Origin of the sequence: Polyangium sorediatum (assembly GCF_029946465.1) — a bacterium.
In the GTDB taxonomy this organism is placed as follows: Bacteria; Myxococcota_A; Polyangia; order Polyangiales; family Polyangiaceae; genus Polyangium; species Polyangium fumosum.
In genome coordinates this window covers 202,176-223,247 of the sequence record NZ_JARZHI010000007.1, presented here as the reverse complement: position 1 = coordinate 223,247, position 21,072 = coordinate 202,176, and the positions used below count along the sequence as shown (strand labels likewise).

At 69.4% G+C, this 21,072-nt stretch carries 11 protein-coding genes; 6 read left to right on the top strand and 5 right to left on the bottom strand.

Translation table 11 applies throughout. The annotated features are described in order from the left end of the window. Positions 1-54 precede the first annotated feature (54 nt). Complete coding sequence (locus QHF89_RS11610; RefSeq protein WP_136969402.1) at positions 55-1,674, top strand: DEAD/DEAH box helicase; 1,620 nt, start codon at positions 55-57, stop codon at positions 1,672-1,674. 234 nt (positions 1,675-1,908) lie between these two features. Next, entirely contained in the window at positions 1,909-3,276 is a 1,368-nt protein-coding gene (gene guaD, locus QHF89_RS11605) for a guanine deaminase (RefSeq protein ID WP_136969401.1), read from the top strand. A gap of 57 nt (positions 3,277-3,333) precedes the next feature. On the opposite strand, the gene QHF89_RS11600 is transcribed toward guaD, so the two are convergent. Continuing rightward, positions 3,334-3,699: a hypothetical protein gene (locus QHF89_RS11600; RefSeq protein WP_136969400.1), complete on the bottom strand. Its 366-nt coding sequence runs from the start codon at positions 3,697-3,699 to the stop codon at positions 3,334-3,336. A 238-nt stretch (positions 3,700-3,937) separates the two neighbouring features. On the opposite strand from QHF89_RS11600, the gene QHF89_RS11595 reads away from it, so the two are divergent. From QHF89_RS11595 to QHF89_RS11580, 4 genes are all read left to right on the top strand, one after another. Beyond that, entirely contained in the window at positions 3,938-5,491 is a 1,554-nt protein-coding gene (locus tag QHF89_RS11595) for a D-arabinono-1,4-lactone oxidase (protein WP_136969399.1), read from the top strand. Positions 5,492-6,021: 530 nt separating this feature from the next. Beyond that, positions 6,022-7,734 (top strand): MYXO-CTERM sorting domain-containing protein, encoded by a 1,713-nt coding sequence (locus QHF89_RS11590; RefSeq protein ID WP_136969398.1) that lies wholly within the window; start codon positions 6,022-6,024, stop codon positions 7,732-7,734. A gap of 214 nt (positions 7,735-7,948) precedes the next feature. Next, entirely contained in the window at positions 7,949-12,025 is a 4,077-nt protein-coding gene (locus QHF89_RS11585; RefSeq protein ID WP_136969397.1) for a TOMM system kinase/cyclase fusion protein, read from the top strand. A 310-nt stretch (positions 12,026-12,335) separates the two neighbouring features. Beyond that, positions 12,336-12,707, top strand: a complete 372-nt coding sequence (locus tag QHF89_RS11580) for a BMA_0021/BMA_0022 family TOMM bacteriocin (protein ID WP_136969396.1) — start codon at positions 12,336-12,338, stop codon at positions 12,705-12,707. Here the strand turns inward: QHF89_RS11580 and QHF89_RS11575 are convergent. The 4 genes from QHF89_RS11575 to QHF89_RS11560 all read right to left on the bottom strand — a co-directional run bounded on the left by QHF89_RS11575 (position 12,704) and on the right by QHF89_RS11560 (position 20,977). Next, entirely contained in the window at positions 12,704-13,807 is a 1,104-nt protein-coding gene (locus tag QHF89_RS11575) for an amidohydrolase family protein (RefSeq protein ID WP_136969395.1), read from the bottom strand. The genes QHF89_RS11580 and QHF89_RS11575 overlap by 4 nt on opposite strands. A 9-nt stretch (positions 13,808-13,816) precedes the next feature. Further along, complete coding sequence (locus QHF89_RS11570; protein WP_284720375.1) at positions 13,817-16,009, bottom strand: TOMM precursor leader peptide-binding protein; 2,193 nt, start codon at positions 16,007-16,009, stop codon at positions 13,817-13,819. A gap of 197 nt (positions 16,010-16,206) precedes the next feature. Continuing rightward, the gene (locus QHF89_RS11565; protein WP_136969393.1) at positions 16,207-17,823 is read right to left on the bottom strand and encodes a protein kinase domain-containing protein; all 1,617 of its coding nucleotides are present in this window, start codon (positions 17,821-17,823) and stop codon (positions 16,207-16,209) included. Positions 17,824-17,917: 94 nt separating this feature from the next. Then, positions 17,918-20,977 carry a tetratricopeptide repeat protein gene (locus tag QHF89_RS11560; protein WP_284720374.1) on the bottom strand — a complete coding sequence of 1,020 codons (3,060 nt, stop codon included), beginning with the start codon at positions 20,975-20,977 and terminating at the stop codon, positions 17,918-17,920. Between the last annotated feature and the right edge of the window lie 95 nt (positions 20,978-21,072).

Sequence of the window (21,072 nt, the reverse complement as noted above, 5' to 3'; positions counted from 1 at the left end):
GGCGCGGATCGGGAGATCTTTCATGCGTGACCGGCTACACTCCCCGCCCCCCGCATGACTTCTCCCCCGCCTGCGCCCTCGCTCCGCCCCTACCAGCGCGAAGCCGTGAGCGCTGTCCTCTCCGCCCGGCGTGCAGGCGTCCGCCGCATGGTCGTCTGCCTCCCGACCGGCGCCGGCAAGACCGTCATCTTCGCCGAGTTGTCCCGCCTCGCGCGCCGCGGCGTCCTCGTGCTCGCGCATCGGGAGGAACTCGTCGAGCAAGCCCGCGACAAGATCCACCGCGCCCTCGCCGGCGAAGCCATCGTCGCCGTGGAGCAAGCCGCGCGCCGCGCTTCGCGCGATGCCAAGGTCCTCGTCGCTTCGATCCGCTCGCTTCACGAGGCGCGCCTGGAAGACCTCCTCGCGGGCCGCGACATCGGGCTTGTCATCTACGACGAATGCCACCACGCCGCCGCCGCCGACAACCTCCGCGTCCTCCGCCGCCTCGGCGCCTTCGATTTCGGCTGGAATGGCACCTTGCTCGGCTTCACGGCCACCACCACCCGCGGCGACGGAAAGGGCCTCGACACGGTCTTCGAGCGCATCGTCTATGCGAAGACCTTGCCGGAGCTCATCGAGCAAGGCTATCTCGCTCGGCTCTCCGGCTATCGCATCGCCACCACCGCCGACCTCTCGCGCCTCTCGGGCGACGGCCTCGACTTCGCCGAGGACGAGCTTGCGCTCGCCGTGGACATCGAGGAGCGCAACGCCCTCGTGTCGCGCGCGATCCAGGAGCTCGCGCGCGACAGGCGCACCATCGCCTTCTGCGTGACCGTGCGCCACGCGCGAAACCTCTGCTTCGCGCTCAACGCCCTCGGCGTCCCCGCCGGCATTGTCCACGGAACGATGACGCCCGAAGACCGCGCAAGGGCCCTCGAGGATTTTCGAAAAGGCCGCACGATCGTGCTCACCAACGTCGGCGTCTTGACCGAGGGCTTCGACGATCCAGGCGTGAGCTGCGTCGCGATGGCCCGTCCCACGCGGAACGAGGGGCTCTACGCGCAATGCGTGGGGCGCGGGACGCGTCTATTCCCTGGAAAAACCGATTGCTTGGTCCTCGATTTCGTGGACCTCTCGGCCCTGGATCTCTGCACGCTCCCGTCTCTCTTCGGCATGCCGCGGGATGTGGACCTCGAGGGCCGCGACGCCTCCGCGGCGAGGCGCACCTGGGATCGGATCGCCTTCGATCATCCTGGATTCGAGCTTGAGGCGGGCGCGATCACGCTGGGCGAGATCCAGGACCGCGCCGCGCGCTTCGATCCGCTGGGGCTCGGGATCTCCGACGAGGTCCGCGCGCTCTCCGGCCATGCGTGGTCGTCTCTCGGCAAATACGGGCTCGTTCTACATTTTGAGCGTCGACCTGGACAACTCGCGGAGGCGCTCGTCGTGAGCCGCGGCGTGCGCGGCAAGCGCTGGGAGGTGCTCGTCGACGGCGAGAGCATGGCCCGCTTCAGCCGGATCGAGGAGGCGGTGGAGGCGGTCGATTACGAGGTACAGCGGATGGGCCGCGCGGCAGAGGCCTCGGCGCTCGCGAGCGCGGCCTGGCGCAGCGAGCCCGCACTCGCGGGATCGGGGGCGAAAACACGGGCAGACGCGCTGCGAATCGAGGTGTTTTTGCGGGTCGTACGAGGCTAGCAGGCTCCGATTCGGCCTCGGTCGGCTCAGCAGGCATCGCGCGCTCATGGGAGATGGGAGGCTTCGAGCTCGGCCCAATCCGATGTTGTGACGACGAACGCGCTCGACGTCGTTGGGGATCGTGACGGGCACCAGGCATCCGGGACGGTCGCTCGTCGGGGGTACGGCACGGGCTCCCCGGGGCAGAGGGTCGAGGCCGCTTCGGTGCAGAGCATGCTACGAAGAGCAACCCAAATGACCGACCTCCGCGGCAAGACCCTCGCCGGCACCTTCTTCCACGCGCCCGTGCTCGGCGGCATCGAGGTCCTGGACGACGCCCTCGTCGAAATCGACGCGGCGGGCCGGATCACCACCGTGACCCGATCGAGCGACCCCCACCACCCGGGCGCCCGGATCGCAGCGTCGAGGGCCGGCGCCCTGGTGACACTTCCCGCGGGCTCGTACGTGCTCCCCGGCTTCGTCGACCTCCACATCCACGCCCCGCAATACCCGCAGCTCGGCAAGGCGCTCCACGTGCCGCTGGAAATCTGGCTGCGCCACACCTTCCCGCTGGAAGCCCGCTACGCCGACGTGGCCTTCGCGCAAAAGGTCTACAAAACCCTCGTCGCCGACCTCCTCGCGAGTGGCACCACGACGGCCCTCTACTTTGCCACGATCCACCAGGAAGCGACCCGCCTCCTCGTCGACACCTGCCTGGAACAGGGCCAGCGCGCCCTCGTCGGCAAGGTCGCGATGGATAACCCGCAGGAATGCCCGGACTTCTACCGCGACGCCTCGACCGAGGCCGGCCTTGAAGGCACCCGAGCGCTCCTCGACTACGTCCGCGCCCATCCGGCGAATGAAGGCGGCCTCGTCCACCCCGTCGTGACGCCGCGATTCCTACCCTCCTGCACCGACGCGATGCTCGAAGGCCTCGGCGCCATCGTCAAGGAACACGGCTGCCACGTCCAGACCCATTGCTCCGAGAGCGACTGGGAGCACGGCTATGTCCTCGCCCGCCACGGGGTGACGGACGCCGAATGCCTCGATCGCTTCGGCCTCCTCACGCGACGCTCGATCCTCGCCCATGCGAACCTGATCACGGCCTCCGACATGGCCCGCATCGCCGCCCGTGGCGCGGGCGTTGCGCACTGTCCCCTGTCGAACGCCTATTTCTCGAATGCGGTCTTCCCCCTCCGTGCAGCGCTCGCCAAGGGCGTCCGCGTCGGCCTGGGCACCGACATTTCCGGCGGCCCGAGCGCCTCCATGCTCGACGCGTGCCGTTTGGCCGTCGCTGCCTCGCGTATGCTGGAGAGCGGCGTCGACCCGGCGTTGCCGCCGGAGACGCGCGGCCGGCCCTCCGCCCGCATCGACATCCGTGACGCCTTCCATCTCGCGACCGCGGCGGGCGCCGACGCGCTGGATCTCCCGGTCGGCCGCTTCGAGCCCGGCTGCCACTTCGACGCTGTCCGGGTCGACACCACGGCGCCGAACGGCACGATCCGGCTCTTCGACGAGCTTGATGCGCCCGAGGATGTGCTCGCGAAGATTGTTTACACGGCCTCCCGCGCGAATCTCGCCGAGGTATGGGTCGCTGGAAGACGGGTCGGCGGGGCGGGCTGACGCTGCGATTTCGAACGCCACGCGCCGTGCATCTCCCCTGCCCCGCCCGACCGCATTTCAGCCCATGTACACCCCGCCTCCGTGGGCGCGCGCAATACGAACCGCCGCGGCGATGTTCTCCACGCGAAACCGGAGGCCCTCCGCGTCGACCTTCAGGACCGCCGCGAGCGCGGGCAACGCTTCCCGGAGCATCCCGAGCTCGGCTTCGATCGCGTCGAGCTCGTCGTCCTCCGCGTACACGTCGGCCTCGGCGAGCGAAGGCAACATCCGCAGGCCGAGGCGACGTAGCTCGGGCGATCCCCATATCTTGTGCCGCCAGGACTCCGGGCCGGCCAGGTCGTTGCAGGGGAAAGGCGGCTCCTCCTCGATCCATTCGATCGCTCCCCCCGCGTCGCGGCGATAAGCACAGACGATCAACGACATGGCTCGACCTTCCTACGACCCACGTTACGCGGTTGCTCGCCGGGGTGCGTGGGCCACGTACTCTACCCGCCGACGGGTCCCGTCGCGTCTCCCTCGTCGTACGTCTCCAGCATCGTCCGGTCGACACGTCTCCTCCGCGCCCGAAGCCCGCGGTTTCCGCCCGATGCGTGTTTGGGAGTCAAGTAACGCTTGACACCGAACACGAGTTCGGTTCCCCTAGCGACAGGGGAGGTGTACAATGAGCAGCTCGGACTCCGTCAGCCGCGGCGTGCACGCCGTGGCGGACAAGGTGCGGCGCGTCGCGCGTACGTGGTCGATCAACACCGTCAATACGGCCGTCTACATCCTTTCGGGGGGGGAGCGGGTGCTCCACGAGGGGCGCTTTTCACCGGGGACCGGCCTCTGGTCGAGCTGGAACCGGGCCTTCAACATCCAGCCGCAGCGCTTCGAAACACCGGAGAGCGAAGAGGAGATCTGCCGCATCGTCAAGGAGTCCGTCCGGCTGCGGGCGGTCGGCGGCGGCCATTCCTTCAATGCATCCCCGCTGACGGGGGGGACGGTGCTCTCCCTCGACAAATACGCGAAGATCTTGTCGGTCGACGCGAGGAACCGCCTGGTCCGCGTGCAGGCAGGGATTCGGCTCCGTGACCTCACCGCGGAGCTCCTGAAGCACGGCCTCGCGCTGCCGGTGCAGGGCTCGACCGACGCGCAGAGCATTGCCGGGCTCATCGCCACCGATGTCCACGGGACCGGGCGCGACGCCGGCTTTTTATCCTCCAACATCCGCTCGATCCGCCTCGTCGACGGCGAGGGCCGCGCCCGGACGCTCGAGGCCGGGGAGGAGGCGTTCCACGCGGTCCTGGGAGGGATGGGCGCCTGCGGCGTCGTCATCGAAGCGGAAATCGCGTGCGTCGATGCCTTCAACCTGCGGAAGTCGGTCACCGTCGTCCGATGCGACTGGGTCGCGAAGCACATCGACGAGATCCTCGCCGAGCACCACCACGTCAGCTTTTATTACATCGCCGGCGTCCAGACCGAGCACGTCCGCATGAACACGTGGGATCATACGGTGGAGCCCCCGTCATCGATCGTTCGGCTGCACAAGATGCGGCTGGAGCTCGTCGACATGCTGGTCTCGGGGTACCTGCTCGGCCTCGCCAAGGTCCTCGATATCTCGGACATCACCGCGAGCCTGGGTCTGCTCTTCTTCAAGCTCACCATGAACGGGCATCACACCGTCTATCCGGCGCGCGACGGTTTTCCGCGCAAGCTCTTTTACAATCACGACGAGCTCGAGTACGGCGTCCCTTACGACAAGCACCGCGCGTGCCTCGCCGAGGTGATGGATCACCTCGCGGACAGGCGGTTCTTGACGATCGTCGAGGTCCGTTTCACGCCCGATCAATCAAAGAGCCTGCTCGGCCCGGGCGTCGGCCGGAGGACCTGCTTCATCGAGCTCGCGCCCAGCCTTTCGGTCGACGCGTCCGACGTGTTCGCCGACGTCGAGAAGATCCTCTGGAAGTACGGCGGGCAGCTCCACCTCGGCAAAGCGACGCGGGCGAATGCAAAGCAGATGGAGGCGATGTACCAGGAGCGCCTCACCCGGTTTCGCAAGCTGCAACGCGCGCTCGATCCGACGGGCAAGTTCATCAACGATTTCGTCGCGCAGCTCCTCGAAGGCGCCTCGCCGCGCCCTTCCGCCCAGGCGCAGGCCGACAGGGGGAGCGCCGCCATCCCGAACGCGGACGGGCCGCTCGTGGACATCGCCCGCGTGACGACCGCCGGCGTCTAGCCCATCATATCTTCCCAGGGAGGCCTCCCCCGATACGCCGCAAGGGTCGTGTACGGGCGTGCATGTGTCGAGGGGGAGGCGCGTGGACCTGACCGAGGGGCGCGTGGACCTGACCGGGAGGCGCGTGGACCTGAGCCGGGGGCGCGTGGACCTGAGCCGGGGGCGCGTGGACCTGAGCCGGGGGCGCGTGGACCTGAGCCGGGGGCGCGTGGACCTGAGCTGGGGGCGCGTGGACCTGAGCCGGGGGCGCGTGGACCTGAGCCGGGGGCGCGTGGACCTGAGCCGGGGGCGCGTGGACCTGAGCCGGGGGCGCGTGGACCTGAGCCGGGGGCGCGTGGACCTGAGCCGGGGGCGCGTGGACCTGAGCCGGGGGCGCGTGGACCTGGGTTCTCGTCTCCGTGCTTCGCGCCGCTCGGGTGCCGGAGGAGGGCCCTCCGGGGCCGCTCCCGTGGTAACATCACGAAGCATTTCTTCACCTTGGCTCGGGTGGCCGCGCCGGAAAGGATCCCATGCTCGGTTCGAGCTCTCCCATGTTCCCCGTTGTTGTTTCCTCCTTCCTCGGCGCCGCGGTCCTCTGCGCGAGCGGCGCGGCGTTCGCGGCCGTCACGCAGCCGAACGGCACCGTCATCCCCGTGAATGGAGGCGCTGCCCTCAGCGGTTACATCAACGGATCGGTCAACAACGACAACATCAACGAGGGGATCGACGTCGTGCAGGACGCCGCCGTGGAGCCCCAGGTGTTCTCGCCGCTCTGCGACTTCAGCGGCAAGTACATCGCCAAGGGCGGCGGCGCCAATTTCGCCGTCGGTTGGTACAACGTCGACGACAGCGTCCCCAGCGAAAACCCGCCGAAGTACGTCCCCGTGGACCTCGGCGCGAACCTCAACATGGCGGCGCCGAACAGCGACATCCAGATCCTGTTCCCCTTCTCGGGCGCCCTGCCGCCTCCCGACCAGGTCAACCTGAGCGCCGTCTCGATCCGCGAGAACCCGGCCTACAAGGGCGGCTACATCGGCTTCGTGTTGATCCCCAACCCGAACGGCACCGGCAACGGGAACGCGACGCAGTATCACTACACCGAGCACCGGTTCAACGTGACGTGCACGCTCTGCTCGAACCCGGGACCCTGGTACTCGGATCTCATCTACAAGTCGAAGATGCTCGCCAACACGTTCTACCTCGGCTTCGAGGATCTCGATTTCATGAACGCGGCGGGCGCGGCGGGCGTGAACGGCAACGACCTCGACTACGAGGATTTTCTCTTCCGTTTCACCGGCGTCGCGTGTCCCGGCGCCGGCCAGCCCTGCGACGTCCCCGGCGCGCAAGGGGCGTGCGCCAAGGGCATCTCCGACTGCGACGCGCAAGGGACGCTCATCTGCAAGCCCGTCCTCCAGCCCGGCAGCCAGGGCGAGGCGTGTGACGCCATCGACAACGACTGCGACGGCCTGATCGACGATGACGCGACGTGCCCGCCGGAGACGGTGTGCAATGGCGGCACCTGCGTCGCGTCGTGCGAGTCGGGCGAGTTCCCCTGTCTCCCCTCGTTCGTGTGCAAAGGGAGCTTGTGCATCGAGGAGAGCTGCGCGAACGTGGTGTGCCCGGAGGGCGAGGTGTGTGACGGCGGCGCGTGCCGCGCGCCCTGCGCCGGGGTCGTTTGCCCCGCGGGCCAGGTCTGCAGCGGGGATCACTGCGTGGATCCGTGCACGGGCGTGACCTGCGGAGAAGGCCAGGTGTGCGTGAGCGGCGTGTGCATCCCCGGGTGCGCCTGCCGGACGTGCGCCACGGGCGAGAGTTGCCACGTGGACAGCGGTCAGTGCGTGGAGAGCGCGTGCCTCGGCGTGACGTGCGAGGCCGGTACCCATTGCAAGGCCGGGGCCTGTGTCGACCTCTGCGACGGCGTGACGTGCCCGCCGGGCGAGGCCTGCCAGGCCGGTCAATGCGCCGTGGACGTGCCCTCGGCGACGAGCTCGTCGTCCACCGGCAACTTCGTCGGGTCCGGCGGCGCGGGCGGCGAGGGAGGCGCAGGTGGCGCAGGCGGCGTCATGGCGGGCGGCGGTACGTCCGCGGGCGGCGCGCCGCCCGGGAGCGGCGAGTCCGGGAGCTGCGGCTGCCGTATCGAGTCGGCGGCCCCCACCGCAAGCGGCACCGGCCTGAGCGCGCTGCTCGCGGCCCTGCTGTTCGCTCGTCGTCGCTCGGGCGGGCGCTCGAACGGCCGCGAGCGCGGACCGCGCCTGCGCGGCTGAGCGACTCCCCTCGCTCTCCCACCGACGTCCTCAACGCTGCACCAGCCCGGGCGCCCGCGGCAAGCGCCCGGGGCAGCGCTCCCCCCTGCCCGCTCGCACCTCCCCGCGCGCCGATGACGCTACACATTGTCGTTCGCAGCGCCCGTTCTAGTGTGGAACACCACATACCCGAGGGCGCAAACCCGAACGGGCGTCCCCAGGGGGAGCTTTCGAGATGGGCGGCACGCAGGGAACAAAAACGGCGGTCGGCGCGGCGCTCGCAGGGCGCTACGAGCTCCTCGAGACGCTGAACGAGGGCGCGTTCTCCACCGTGTACAAGGCACGGCAACGGACCACCCACCAGGCGGTCGCCGTGAAGGTGCTCCGGCTCTCGGAGGACCCGCGGGCGCCCCTCCACGACAAGAGACTCGCCCGCTTCCAGCGCGAGGTGCACATCTGCGCGCAGATGCACCACCCGAACATCGTGCATCTGCTCGACTCGGGGCGGGCCGACGGAGGGCTCGTGTACTCGGTGTTCGAGTTCGTGCCCGGCAAGGACCTCGCCAAGGTGCTCGCCGAGGAGGGCAGCCTGCACCCGCTCGAGGCGCAGCACTTCATGCTGCAGGTCCTCGACGCGCTCGCCTGCGCGCACGCGAGCGGCGTGGTGCATCGGGATCTCAAGCCCGAGAACCTCCTCGTGACCACCACCGGCGCGCGGCGAAACGTGCTCGTGCTCGATTTTGGCGTCGGAGCGCTCCTCGGGGAGGTCCGCGGCGACGAGAGCCGGATCACGATGACACACGAGTCGCTCGGGACGCCCGCTTATGCGGCGCCCGAGCAGCTCCGCGGGCTGCCTCTGACCCAGCGATCGGATCTTTATGCGTGGGGGCTCGTGTTCCTCGAATGCCTCACCGGCCGGCGGGCGGTCGAGGGCGCGACGGTGGCCGAGGTGATGGCCGCGCAGCTCGCGCCGGAGCCCATTTCCATCCCCGCGAGGATCGCGGACCACCCGCTCGGGCATTTGCTCCGGCGCGTGACCCAGAAGGACCCGGCCGCGCGTGGCGTGACGGCGGAGGAGCTGCTTCGCGAGCTCGAGGGCCTCGATGTCGGCGATCTCGCGCCGAGCGTCGGGGCGGAGGCGAAGGCGAGCACGGTCGGGGGTCTGCCCCTCGGCAGCGACGGCCTGGAGGGCAGCGCTGAGGGGCGCGCGCGGCTGATCGAGGGGGAGCGGCGGCAGATCACGGCCGTGTGCTGTTCGCTCACGGTCGTGAGCGTGAAGCCCGGCGCCGTGGAGCTCGAGGAGCTCGACCGGATCCTCGGCGACCAGCAGGAGGCGTGCGTGCGGATCGCGCGGGCGCGCGGCGGGCACGTCGCGGGGGCGCTCGGCGGGGCGGTGCTCTTCCATTTCGGCTACCCGGCCGCGCGGGAAGACGACGCCCAGCGAGCGGCGCAGGCGGCCTTCGCCGCGATGGAGGAGATCTGCCGGCAAAGCGCGACGCTCGAGGCCGGGCGCGGGGTGCGCGCCGAGCTTCGGGTCGGCATGCACACGGGCATGGTCGTCGCGCGTGAGCTGCGCGAGCCGACGAGCACGGACCCCGGGCGCCTGCTCGGGGCGACGCCGAAGCTCGCGTATCGCCTCAGCTTGCTGGCACAACCCGGGGCCATCGTGGTCAGCGGAGAGACCTACCGGCTGCTCCGCGGCCACTTCGCGTTCGACGAGGGCGGGGAGCTGCGGCTCGACAGCGCCGCGGCCCCCGTGGAGCTGTACCTGCTCCAGCCGGGGCCGCCGGAGGGCGAACGGGCGGCTCCGCTGATTGGGCGCGCGCGGGAGATCGAGGCTTTGCTGGAGCACTTTCACCGGGTGCTCGACGGCGCGGGGCAGGCCGTCGTCCTGAGCGGCGAGGCAGGCATCGGAAAATCCCGCCTGGTGCGCGAGCTGCGGGAGCGTATCCGTGGCGAGGCGCCCACGTGGCTCGAATGCCGGTGCACGCCGCACACGATGAACAGCCCTTTTTACCCGATCATCGATACCTTGACGCGGCTCCTCTCCCCGGGGCGAGAGGCGGCCGCCGAGGGCCGCGCGGAGGGGCTCGAGGCGCTGCTCACGAAACATGGCTTCGACCTCGCCGAGGCCATGCCGCTCTTCGCGTCCTTCCTTTCGCTCCCCCTGCCCGATCGGTGGGCGCCGCTCGACCTCTCGCCGCAGAAGTCGCGGGAGCTGACGCGCAACGCCGTCCTTTCGTTGCTCTTCGAGATGGCCGAGCGGGAGCCGCTCGTGCTCGTGGTGGAGGACGCGCACTGGGCGGACCCGAGCACGCTCGAACTGCTGACCCAGCTCACGGCGGAGCTCGCGTCGGCCCGCGTGTTCGCGCTCTTTTGCGCGCGCCCCGAGCTCGTGGCGCGCTTTTCGCCCGCCGCGGTGCACCACGTGAAGCTCGAGCGCCTCGGTCGTCCCGAGGTGGAGCAACTGGCCGCGGCGGTGACCGCAGGGCGATCGCTCCCGCTGGAGGTGCTCGACTGCATTGCCACGCGCACCGACGGGGTGCCGCTCTTCGTGGAGGAGCTCGTGCGGATGATGATCGAGTCCGGCGCGCTCGTGGAGCAGGCGGACCGGTATCACCTCGCGGGCCGGCTCTCGGATCTCAGCATTCCGAGCACGCTGCGGGATCTGCTCACGGCGCGGCTCGACCGGCTCGGCAAGGCCAAGGAGACGGCCCAGGTGGCCTCGGCGATCGGCCGGGAATTTTCGCTCGATCTCCTCAGCGCGGTCGATCCGCTCGAGCCCGACGAGCTGCGCGAGCACCTCGACCAGCTCGTGGCCTCCGACCTCGTCCATTGCAAGCGGCGGCTGAAGAACCCGGTCTACCTGTTCAAGCACGTGCTGGTGCGGGACGCGGCGTACGAGTCGATGCTGAAGCGATCACGAAGGGAGGTGCACGCGCGGATTGCGGCGGTGCTGGAGGAGCGATTTCCCGACGTCCCCGAGGGGCAGCCCGAGCTTTTCGCCTATCACCTCGCGGCTTCGGATCAGAAACGGCGGGCCATTGGATATGCGCAGAAGGCGGCGATGCGTGCGATGCAGCGGTCGGCCAACCGGGAGGCGATCGAACACGCCCGAGAGGCGCTCGACTGGCTCCCCACCATCAAGGACGCGCGGGACCGGGCGACCGTCGAGCTCGAGCTGAATGGGCTCCTGCTGCCTGCGCTGATGGCCACGCACGGCAACGTGGCCCCGGAGCCCGCATCGGTCGCGCGGCGCTCGCAGCAGATCCTGGACCAGGTGGGGGACCATCCGCTCGCGTTTGCCACGGCATGGGCGCTGTTTCTTTATTATCACAACCTGGGACACGACAATCAGCCGATGCCGATGGCGCAGCAGATGCTCGCCGCTGCGGAGCGCAAGCAGGAGCCAGCGCAGCAGGCGGCCGCATGGATCGCGCTGGGAAAATGCCTCTTTTTTGCCGGCCGATTGGAGGAGGCGCGGGCCAGCCTGGAGCGCGCCCTCTTGTTGTACGACCCCACGGAGCACCGCTCGTATGCCGTGACGCTCGGTATCGATCCCAAGGTCCATGCCCAATCGGTCCTCTCCCTGGTGTTCTGGCTGCTGGGGTATCCGGAGCGATCGCTCGCGCAGGGCATGGCGGCCCTCGCGTGGGCGCGTGAACTCAAGCACGCCAATAGCCTCGGCCTCGCGCTCGTGTACCTCGCCGGCCTTCGGCATTATCGGGGTGAGCCGGAGCATGTGCGGGAGCTGGCCACCGAGCTCATCGATTTGGGCGAACGAATGGGCCTCGCTCCTTGGAAGATCCTCGGCACCGTCCTCGGCGCGTGGGTCGAACACGACGTCGAAGCGGGATCCCGATGCCTCTCGATGCTCCACGCCTCCAGTGGGCAGACGGCCATGCCCTATTGGAGTTCGCTGGTCGCGGAGTCCGAGGCCGCTGTGGGCAGGATCGGCGACGCGCTCGCGCGCCTCCGATGGGGCCTGGTGCTCGCAGCGGAGCTACGCGAGTCCTACTACGTGGCCGAGCTGCACCGGTTGCTGGGCACGTACCTGCTCGCGCAGGGCAACGGGGCGATGGGGGAAGCAGAGCATCACTTTCGCAAGGCGATGGACGTGGCCTGTGGGCAGGGCGCGCGGATGCCGGAGCTGCGCGCCACGATGGCGCTCTCTCGCATCCTGCGGACCCAGGGCCAGAACGACGAGGCGCGGAGGATGTTGGAGGAGGTCTATGGGTGGTTCACGGAGGGGTTCGAGAACGCGGATCTGAAGGCGGCTCGCGTGCTCCTCACGGAGCTTCGTCGTTCCTAGAACATCGATCGGTTCAAGAACCGCTCGATGTTCTAGGCTTCTTTCGTCCCGAGGGGGACGCCTCGCGTCCCCCTCTCGCCCGGGCAAAGCCCGGTCGATTCACCCCCCGAGGCGAGCTCGCTTCGCGATCTCGCAGAGCATCGAACCGTTCGATGCTCTAGCGGAGCCGCTGAAATCCGAAGGGAGCGGCGTTCGCGGCGAAACCGCCGGTCGCTTGACCGGCGGAGGGGTCGTCCCATGTTCGGCCATGGCGAGCGAGCGGACGACGTGGGGCGCCGCCGTTCGGAGACCGTGGAAAGGAGAACGAGGCATGAAAACGAGAGGTGACCTGTGGGCGCTCGTGGCGGTGGCGCTCGCGCTTTCGTCGACGTCCACGTCGGAGGCGCAGGGGAAGGAGGTCCCTGAGGGGGACTCGGTCACGGAATCCGATCCCGTCGAGGATTCCTCCGAGCTGTGGCTCCACGTGATCACCAAGGCGTGGCACGACGAGACGTTCAAGCAGGAGCTGCTCGCAGACCCTGCGCAGGCGCTCGAGGCGCACTTCAACTACAAGCTTCCGCCGGACGTGCGTCTCGAATTCGTGGAGAGCCAACCTGATGGTACCCCATCCTACAAGCTGACGGTGACGCTCCCGCAGAAGCCTGCGCGGGCCAGGGTTTCCGTGAGAGCGGAGGGTTGCTAAACCCCCTCCAGCCTGTAGAGCCGGGCCGGATTGTCCCGCAGAATCTTCTGAAGCACGTTTCCGGGGAGCTTTTGCCCCAAGGGAACGAGTTTTTCCGTGATGTCGCTGTCGTGATCCAGGTGGGGAAAGTCCGTCCCGAAGATCAGGTTGTCCTCGCCGATATATGGAATCAGCTCCGGCAGGTAGGGCTCGTCGGGCTCGATGGCGACGAAACACTGTCGCCGAAAGTATTCCGAAGGTTTCCTCCGGACGTTCTCCGCGACCTCGCCCGAAAGGTTGCGGTATTCAATCTCGTCGAGCCTCCACAACCAATACGGCAGCCATCCGCAGCCGGCTTCGAGGAACGCGACGCGCAGACCGGGGTGGCGCTCCAGCACGCCCCCCTCGACCAGCGCGAGGAACGCCATCATCTGCTCCATGGGATGCGAGCACGCGTGCAGCGCAAAGCGGCTCTCGAATCGATCCGCTCCGGCGGTCGGGACCCGCGCGTGCGCGCCTTCATGGAGAGCGACCGCCACGTCGAGCCGTTCACACGCGGCCCAGAAAGGTTCATAGGCGGGATCACTCAAGAGCCGCCCCTTCACCGGGTTCGGTCGCAATACCACCGCCGTCCACCCCCACGCCGCGATGCACGCGAGATCCTCGACCATCGCGGCCGGGTCGTGGACGTTCACCACCCCGACGCCTCGGAGCCGCGCTGGATCGTGCGCACAGAAATCGTGCAGCCAGCGATTGTAGGCGCGGGTGAAAGCACCGGCCAAGGCGGGATCGATCGTGTCGATTCCCAGCAGGAAAAGCGTGGTCGTCGGAAAGAAGAGGGCCATGTCGACGTGGGCTCGATCCATTGCCCGGATCTGCGCGGCGGGGTCCCTCCCCGCCCATAACTCGTCGCTTCGCCGGGATCCGACGGCGGAGAGCTCGCGCACGGCGCGCTCGGAGAGCTTGTGATGGACCGGCTCCCCCTGCAGCATCAACCGGGGCGTCCGCCCGCTGCGGCCGACGTCCTCGTAAGACGGCGCGTGCGCGCGGAAGGGCTCTTCCAGGTACCTCTTCCACAGGTCGATGGGCTCGATGACGTGACGATCTGCGTCGATCAGCATGCTCCCTCCTCAAGTCAAGAAAGGCACGGGATTGAGCTCCGTCTCGTCGAGCGCGCGATTCCGCCACCCCATACGTACGGGCACGTCATAGAGGCGCCCGGGCCCGAAGCGAGGCCAGAAATGCCGGAGCCCCGGCACCGTCACCTTGACGACGCAAAGGCCGAGGTCGGGCCGGGTCTGGTCGAGCACGAGCATGTCGAGGTGGGCGCGGGCCGCGAGCGCCACGCATGCGCGGACGTCCTCGGCGAGGTCGTTCCCCCCGGGGAGGCGCGGGGCCCGGGAACAGGTCCGGGGGAGCGTGTCCTCGGCAGGGCGCAAAAAGCTCCGATCTTCGAGCTTTCGTACGTCGAGGAGCGGGGGGAAATGGCCCGCGGGGTCGTGGACCTGGTTCAGCTCGGTAAGGGCGCGCTGCGCGGCCACACGAATGTCGAGGTGGCAGCCGAAGCCGGCATGAAGTTGTCCTTCTTCCTTGCCCTGCGCCAGCGCGACGAGGACCGGAATCCCGAGGTCACTCGTGATGTCGAGGAGCTGGAGCGGCCGGCCCATCGAACGATACGCGGCCTCGATCTCGTCGAAATAGGGGTCGTCGAAGCTCGCGAGATCGACCCCGGGCCGGTGCAGCCGGTTGTACCACCAAAGGGCCACGGCATCGCGCTCGACGAGCTCGAAGAATCCGTGCAGGATGGCTTCTTCGAGGCAATTGCCGGAGGCGTGACCATTGAAGCTGTACACGCAGAATCGCTCCTCGGGGGCGACCGGGGCTTGCGCGTAACAAAAGGCCGTCGGCAGGTAGCGCCGCTGCTGCGTCCCGAGGGACCAGACGGGCGTCCAGTCGATCACGCGTCGCTCGTCGAAGGGCAGCGGTACATGCCATTTGCGGCTGCGCGCGGAGGCATTCCAGGCGTCGCGCGTCCGGTACTGGGATTCGCTGAAGCCTTGGAGATCGTGCGGGTGGACGCCCTCGTCCCCCAGCTCGGCCAGGCGGGCGCGGAGCGTGGGTTCGTCTCCCTGGTAGAGGGCGCTCACCCGTTCGATTCCCTCGCAAAGCGCGCTCGTCCGCGCCTGCGCGGCGCTGCGCCCCTTGCCGCCCGCCATGGCATGAAAGTCCGTCCGATGCCGCGCGTCGGCGGCCGGCACCACGGGATACCGCGCGCCTTGGACGAACCACGGCGGGCCCTCCCGCCCGGCGACGGGCTCCACGCTGGAAAGGACACCGGTCACGGGGCTGATCAAGTGCCGATACTGCGCGAAGGTCTCCTCCGGGGAGATCACGCGGCTGCCCCCCTCCTGGGCGGCCAGGCGCGCGCGGCGTTCGAGACTCGGTGGCTGCGCGGCGCGCCGCTTCACGAGGTCCGGGTCTCCGCAGGTCGGGCATTGCGGGCGGCGCTGCACGGCGTGTTTTTCGAGTGCGAGGTGCTCGAAATCGAGGACGAGGACGTGGTGTTCGATCTCAGCCCACGCGCCGCCGGCGATCCACCTCGCGAGCACGAGCGCTGCAAGCCCGTGGGCCGCGGCGAGCCCCGCGGGGCTCGCTGGGCGCGGGAGGGAGAATGCATCCCGCGCGGCGCTCCGCCGCAGGAACGTCTGGACCGGGCGATGCGCGCGGATCCGGAAGGCAAGACAATCCCAGCAAGGACCCCCTGCGCGGAACATCGGCCCCATCCAGGGCGCTGCCCCGGACGGCTTCACGGGCATCCAGCAAAAGCCCTCCGCGCGGGCCTGCCGATGCATCTCCGCGAGCTCGGGCGCGAGGTAATCCTCGACGAGGACGACCCGCAGCCCCGCCCCGGGCTCGACCCTCAAACCGGCCGCCCGGAGCGCTTCACAGAACGATTCCGCATTCAATCCCGCGCGCGCCTCGACCGTCACGGGCATTCCGGAGCGGCGCTCGGCCGCGACGTCCCCCGCGACCCCGAGCGAGCGCCAGAAGGCGTCCTCGGCGGGAGGCTCGCGGGAGGCATGGGTGACGTAGCCGCCCTGCTCGAGCAGCGTGATCGTATAGTACACCTCGGGCGCGGTGGCCTTTCCCCGGAGGGCCGCGATGATCTCCGCATTCGTGCGTATGCCGTCCACGAGGGGCGCGACCAGCGCATAGAGGCGTCCCTGGAGGATGGTCTCGTCATGCTCCCCGAGGAGCGCGAGGCAATCCGGGCCCAGGAGCGCCGGGTGTACGTGCGGCGCGAATCGCAAGACTCTGTTCATGTCGCACATCCGTCGCAGATGGCTGACCAAAGAAAGGAGACGGGGACGCCCGGTGGCGCCCCGCGACCGAAATCAAAAGGTGCGGGAGCTTAACAGAAATCGTGGCCCCCGCGAGGCCGGGGCGCACCTCTCGCACGCCGAGAATGGGGTGCCCTGTTCCGGACGGACGGGCACCGTATTCGACAATTTTTCTCGGTCTACCCGACAGCCTGCTCGCCTCGCAAGAGGAAGACCTCGACGGGGCGGTCGAGCCCCTCGACGGGCAACGCTCCGCCGCGTACGAGCGCGAAATGGGCTTCGAGGAGCCGGGAAGTCGTGCTGCTGAGGACGATGGTGTCGGGGGCCGCGAGCGCGCTCAGGCGCGCGGCGATCCCGGGCGTGGTCCCGAGCGCGTACGCCGGGCCGCGCATGTCGCGGTTCCCCACGCGACCGGTATGCAGGCCGATCCGAATTTCGAGGCGGATCCCGCGCTCGGCCTCGAGCCGGTGGCTCTCGCTGCGCACCCTCGAAAGGAGCTCCCGCGCGGCGCGACCCGCGGCGAGGGCGCCTTCCTCCGGGCCCGCATCGCAGCCGAAGTAGCTCAACACCTCCTCGCCGAGCGCACCGGCGAAGCGGCCCTGGTGGCGGCGGACGAGGTCGGCTCCGCGCGCCTGCTCCCGGCTGATGAGCTCCTCGACCTCCTCGATATCGATGGACGCCGGGCCCGGGCCGAGCGCCGTCAGGCCATAACAGAGGGCCGTGACCTGCCGCCGCTCGGCCTCGGGGGCGTGCCTCGACGGGACGAGCGCAAGGCCGCGGCCCTCGGCCCGGGTCCGCAGGGGGATCGTCGCCGACCGCTCCGCGGGCCCGGCGGCGGACGTGAGGAAGGACTCCCGCCGCAGCGCGTGGACGTCGCAGGCCTGGAGCTTCCAGAAGAGCCCCTCGGCGTCGACATTGCGCTTGCGGACGTCCTTCACGGTCGCCTTCTGGAGGATCTCGCCGAGGGGGTGGCCCCAGAGCGGCCTGGGAAGGGGGATAGGCATGCGGCTCGTCTGTTTGAGGAGGACCTCTTGCAAGGAGCCGCCCGTGATGACCGGCTTGCCCGTGAGGCTCTCCAGGAAGACGAGCCCCCAGGCGTAGAGGTCGGAGCGAGGGGTCGGCCGCGTCGCCTCGATTTGCTCCGGCGCGGCATATTCGGGCGTGCACAGGACTTCAAGGCTGGTCGCCCTGCCCGGGCTCGACCCCGCCATCGCGTCGACGAGCGCGCCGATGCCGAAGTCGAGCACCATGGCGTTTCGGCGCGCTCCGGTCGGGACCACCATGATGTTCGCTGGCTTGATGTCCCGATGGACGACCCCTTGGGCATGGGCGCAACTGAGCGCATCCAGGACCTGGAGCATGAGGTGCCTGGCCTCGCGTGGATCGAGCGGGCCCTCCCTGGCGAGGAGGTCCGCGAGGTTCTCCCCCGGGACGAACTCGAAGACGGTGTAGAGCAGCCCCTCCGCCGTCCGGCCGGAGTCGATGAGCCGGACGATGTTGGGATGGTGCAGCCGGGCGCAAAGGCGTATCTCGCGCTGGAAGCGCGCGACACGGCGGTCGTGGTCGCCTGCCATGCCGGAGCGCATGACCTTGATCGCGACGAGCTGGTTGGTCGCGACCTGGCGCGCCTGGTAGACGGTGCCGAACCCTCCCTTGCCGAGCTTGGAGAGGATCTCGTAACGACCCTGGAAGAGCGAACCCGCCCCGATCGACCCGGGGACACGCTCGATCAACGTGAGCGGCGGAGGCGGGGGCTCGACCTCAAGCTGGCTCGCGCGCACCCGCTTAGGAGTCACCTCCAAAGTATAGGCAGCGCCCTGCGGGGTGAAATGGGCGTGGTGAAGGTGAGGTCGGGGGGGTGTCCAGGCAAGCAGGCTGAGCCTCGGTCGATCAGCGGCCTGCCACGCGCGACAGCCACCCCCGGACAAGCACGAGCTCCTTCGCCTGGGCTTCGTCCAAATTCGCGAACGCCTTCTCGGCCTGGGTCGCGAGCTGCTTGGCGCGGTCGCGCGCCTTCGTGCCGTCCCAGAGCGCCTGTGCGAGCTCGAAGCGCGCGAGGGCGAGAAACACGGGGTTGCCGTCGTATTTTTCGAGGTTCTTCACTGCCTGCTCGAGCAGGGATACTGCCTGCGCGGAGCGTCCCATCCGCCGCTCCACCGTGCCCCGCCCCGTGAGCGCGATGCCGATCTGGAAATCCTCGGGGCCGTTGACCTTCTCCCAGATTTTCTGCGCGCGGGTGAAACGCGCGCCGGCCTCTTCCGATCGCCCGAGCTCCAGGAGGACATCGCCCATGTTGTTGAGGGCCGCGCCCACCTGGTCGTGCTCGGGCCCAAAGACCTGCTCGAAGGCCAAAAGCGCCCTCTCGCTTGCGGCGAGCGCCTCCTCCAGGCGGCCCGCGTCGACTTGCGTGCATGAGATTCCCAGGAGCACCTCCGCGGAGAGCGATAGCGTGCTCTTGTCTTTTTCGAAGACCACGAGCGCCTCCTGGTAGGCCGCGAGCGCCTGGGTGTTCTCGTGTAGCGCCGAGAGCGCGTGGCCCATGCCGAGCAAGGTGCGCGCGACATTGACGTGCGCGGGGCCGAGCGCCGCGCGCTGGATCGCGAGCGCCCGCTTGTAGACCGCGAGCGCCTCCACGTGATGCCCCTCGTTGAAATGTGCCGTCGCCACCCCGCCCAAAACGAACGCGATCTTCGGGTGATTCGGGCCGAGGAGGGCCTCGAGTTGCTCGCTCGCGCGGCGCGTCTGCGACATGGCCTCGGCCATGTCGCCCCGCCACATCGCCACCTGACCCAGGTTGTACTGGACCGCGGCCACCCGCAGGTGCTGCGGCCCGACCACGCGCTGCCACAGTTCCAGCGAGCGCGTGTACTGCTCCCCGGCGCGGGCGTGATCGGCCTGCGTCAGGTAGATATCCCCCCGGTTTTCGTGGAGCTGGGCCAGGAGCCCCTCGTCCTCTTTGCCCCTGCGGAGCACCGCCTCGGCGAGCCAGGCCCAGTGCAGGCCCTCGTCGAAGCGGCGGAGCTGCGCGCCCACGACGTCGACGAGCTGGATGGCCGCATACGCCGCCGATCGGTCGTCGTGTCCCGCCTGGGCCGCGGAGAACGCGCGCCGGAGCGACGCCTCGGCAGCCTTGGGATCCCCGGCGGCGCTCTGCAGATCGGCCAGCGTCGTGAGCGCCTCGGCCTCGGTCGGCGTGTGTGCGAGGGTCTGCGCGCGCGTGACCGTCGCCTCGGCGACGGAGAGGCCCTCCTGGTATCTGCCGACGGCGGAGAGCGCCGAGGCGCGAGCGATCTGCGCGCGGATCTCTCGGGCTTCGTCCGCCGCCGCCTGCCGCTCGGGCAGGCGCACCGGAGACCGGAGCCCCTCGACGTCGGCGCAGACCGAGACGTCGCCGAGCGACTTCGTGGCCTCGGGGGCCTTCGCGACCTGGTCCTTGCCGCTCGTCTCGAGCACGCCCACGAGCGCGCGCACCTCTTCGCGTCGCCGATCGAGGCAAAGCATCCGCAGCGAGAGCACCTCGTCGGATTGATCGCCGCGCAGCCGCGTCGCCTCACACGCCTCGGTGTGCATCGTCGACCACCCTCGCCCGTAGGCATCGAGCGCCTGCTCGGTGCCGAGCCACGCATCCTTCGCGTACGGGAGCTCCGTCGCGAGGAATCGCTCGCGGATCGCTCGTTTTTGCGGCTCCCCCCAGACGCCCGCGAACATCTCCGGCGCCCCGCTGCAAAGCGGCGCGCTCGGCTCGGCGGCACGCAGCGCGCCGAAGACCCCCACGCCCCCGATCGCCGCCACGGCGAGGGCGCCGAGGACGCGGTTGCGGAAGGTGCGCTGTTCGTCTTGCGTGAGCGCGTAGAGGAGCGCGTCCATGGACGGGAAGCGCTCCTCCGGCGAGGGCCGGAGGCCCCGCTCGAGCGCGCGCAGCACACGCGCGGGCACGCCGGGGACGTCTTTCGGCCGCTGTAACTTCCCCGAGGGCGCCTCGGTCAGGACCGTCTCGCGCGTGTTCACGGTGAAGGGCCGCTCGCCGTAGAGCGCCTCGAAGAGCGCGAGGCAGAAGCTGAATTGGTCGGCCTGCGCGTCGACGGAGACGCCCTCGAATTGCTCCGGCGCCATGTAGGCGGGCGTTCCCAGGACGGCGCCCGAGCGGGTCAACGACGCGAGGGCCTCGTTGTCTCCTCGTGTCTCCGGCACGTCCTCCGGGGGCGGCGGGGGCGCGGCGAGGGCACGCGCGAGGCCAAAATCGGCGACGCGGACGCGCCCGTCCCGGGCGACGAGGACGTTCTCCGGCTTGAAATCGCGGTGCACGAGCCCCGCGGCGTGTGCTGCCGCGAGCCCTCGGCCCGCCTGTTCGAAGAGGTCGAGGATCTCGCGCCACGAGCGCTCCTTCTGCGAGAGCCACCCGGCGAGCGTGGCGCCGTCGACGTACTCCATGGCGAAGAACAGACCCTCCCCGAGCGTGCCCACGTCGTGGATGGCCAGCACGTTCGGGTGGGAGATGCGCGCCATGGCTTGCGCCTCGCGCATGAGCCGGAGCTCGGCGCCCGGGGCCCGCTGCAGGATCTCCTGCCGCAGGATCTTGAGCGCGACCTTCCGGTCGAGCTCGGGGTCGTAGGCGGCGAACACCACGCCCATTCCCCCGGCCCCCAGCGTCTCCAGGATCATGTACCGCCCGAGGGACGCGCCCCGGGAAAGCTCCCCGGCCGGCGCCGCCCCGGCCGCCAAGGCCCTGGTTCGCGGGGTCGCCCTGCCCTCCTCCCCGGCGCGCAGCTCGTCCGTGGCGCTCGCCTCATGATCGGGCAATTCGAGCCCGGAGATCTGCTTGGCCAGCTCGGACAAGAGCTTCCGGCAGGTCACGCAAGAAGCGACGTGTTGCTCGACCCGCTCGGCCGCGCGGGTCTCGAGCAGGCCCTCCGCGAACTCGGCGACCGTGTTGTCACTCAGGCAGCTCATCCGATGCCGTTGCCGTGCACGACGCCGTGCTTCGTGCAAGCGCGCCGTGGACCACGCGTGACTGTACAGGGGTCGCATGAATCCGGTAAAGTCCG

Coding starts and splice junctions, on each gene's coding strand:
- QHF89_RS11610 (WP_136969402.1), top strand. CDS start 55: ATGACTTCTCCCCCGCCTGCGCCCTCGCTCCGCCCCTACCAGCGCGAA.
- guaD (WP_136969401.1), top strand. CDS start 1,909: ATGACCGACCTCCGCGGCAAGACCCTCGCCGGCACCTTCTTCCACGCG.
- QHF89_RS11600 (WP_136969400.1), bottom strand. CDS start 3,699: ATGTCGTTGATCGTCTGTGCTTATCGCCGCGACGCGGGGGGAGCGATC.
- QHF89_RS11595 (WP_136969399.1), top strand. CDS start 3,938: ATGAGCAGCTCGGACTCCGTCAGCCGCGGCGTGCACGCCGTGGCGGAC.
- QHF89_RS11590 (WP_136969398.1), top strand. CDS start 6,022: ATGTTCCCCGTTGTTGTTTCCTCCTTCCTCGGCGCCGCGGTCCTCTGC.
- QHF89_RS11585 (WP_136969397.1), top strand. CDS start 7,949: ATGGGCGGCACGCAGGGAACAAAAACGGCGGTCGGCGCGGCGCTCGCA.
- QHF89_RS11580 (WP_136969396.1), top strand. CDS start 12,336: ATGAAAACGAGAGGTGACCTGTGGGCGCTCGTGGCGGTGGCGCTCGCG.
- QHF89_RS11575 (WP_136969395.1), bottom strand. CDS start 13,807: ATGCTGATCGACGCAGATCGTCACGTCATCGAGCCCATCGACCTGTGG.
- QHF89_RS11570 (WP_284720375.1), bottom strand. CDS start 16,009: ATGAACAGAGTCTTGCGATTCGCGCCGCACGTACACCCGGCGCTCCTG.
- QHF89_RS11560 (WP_284720374.1), bottom strand. CDS start 20,977: ATGAGCTGCCTGAGTGACAACACGGTCGCCGAGTTCGCGGAGGGCCTG.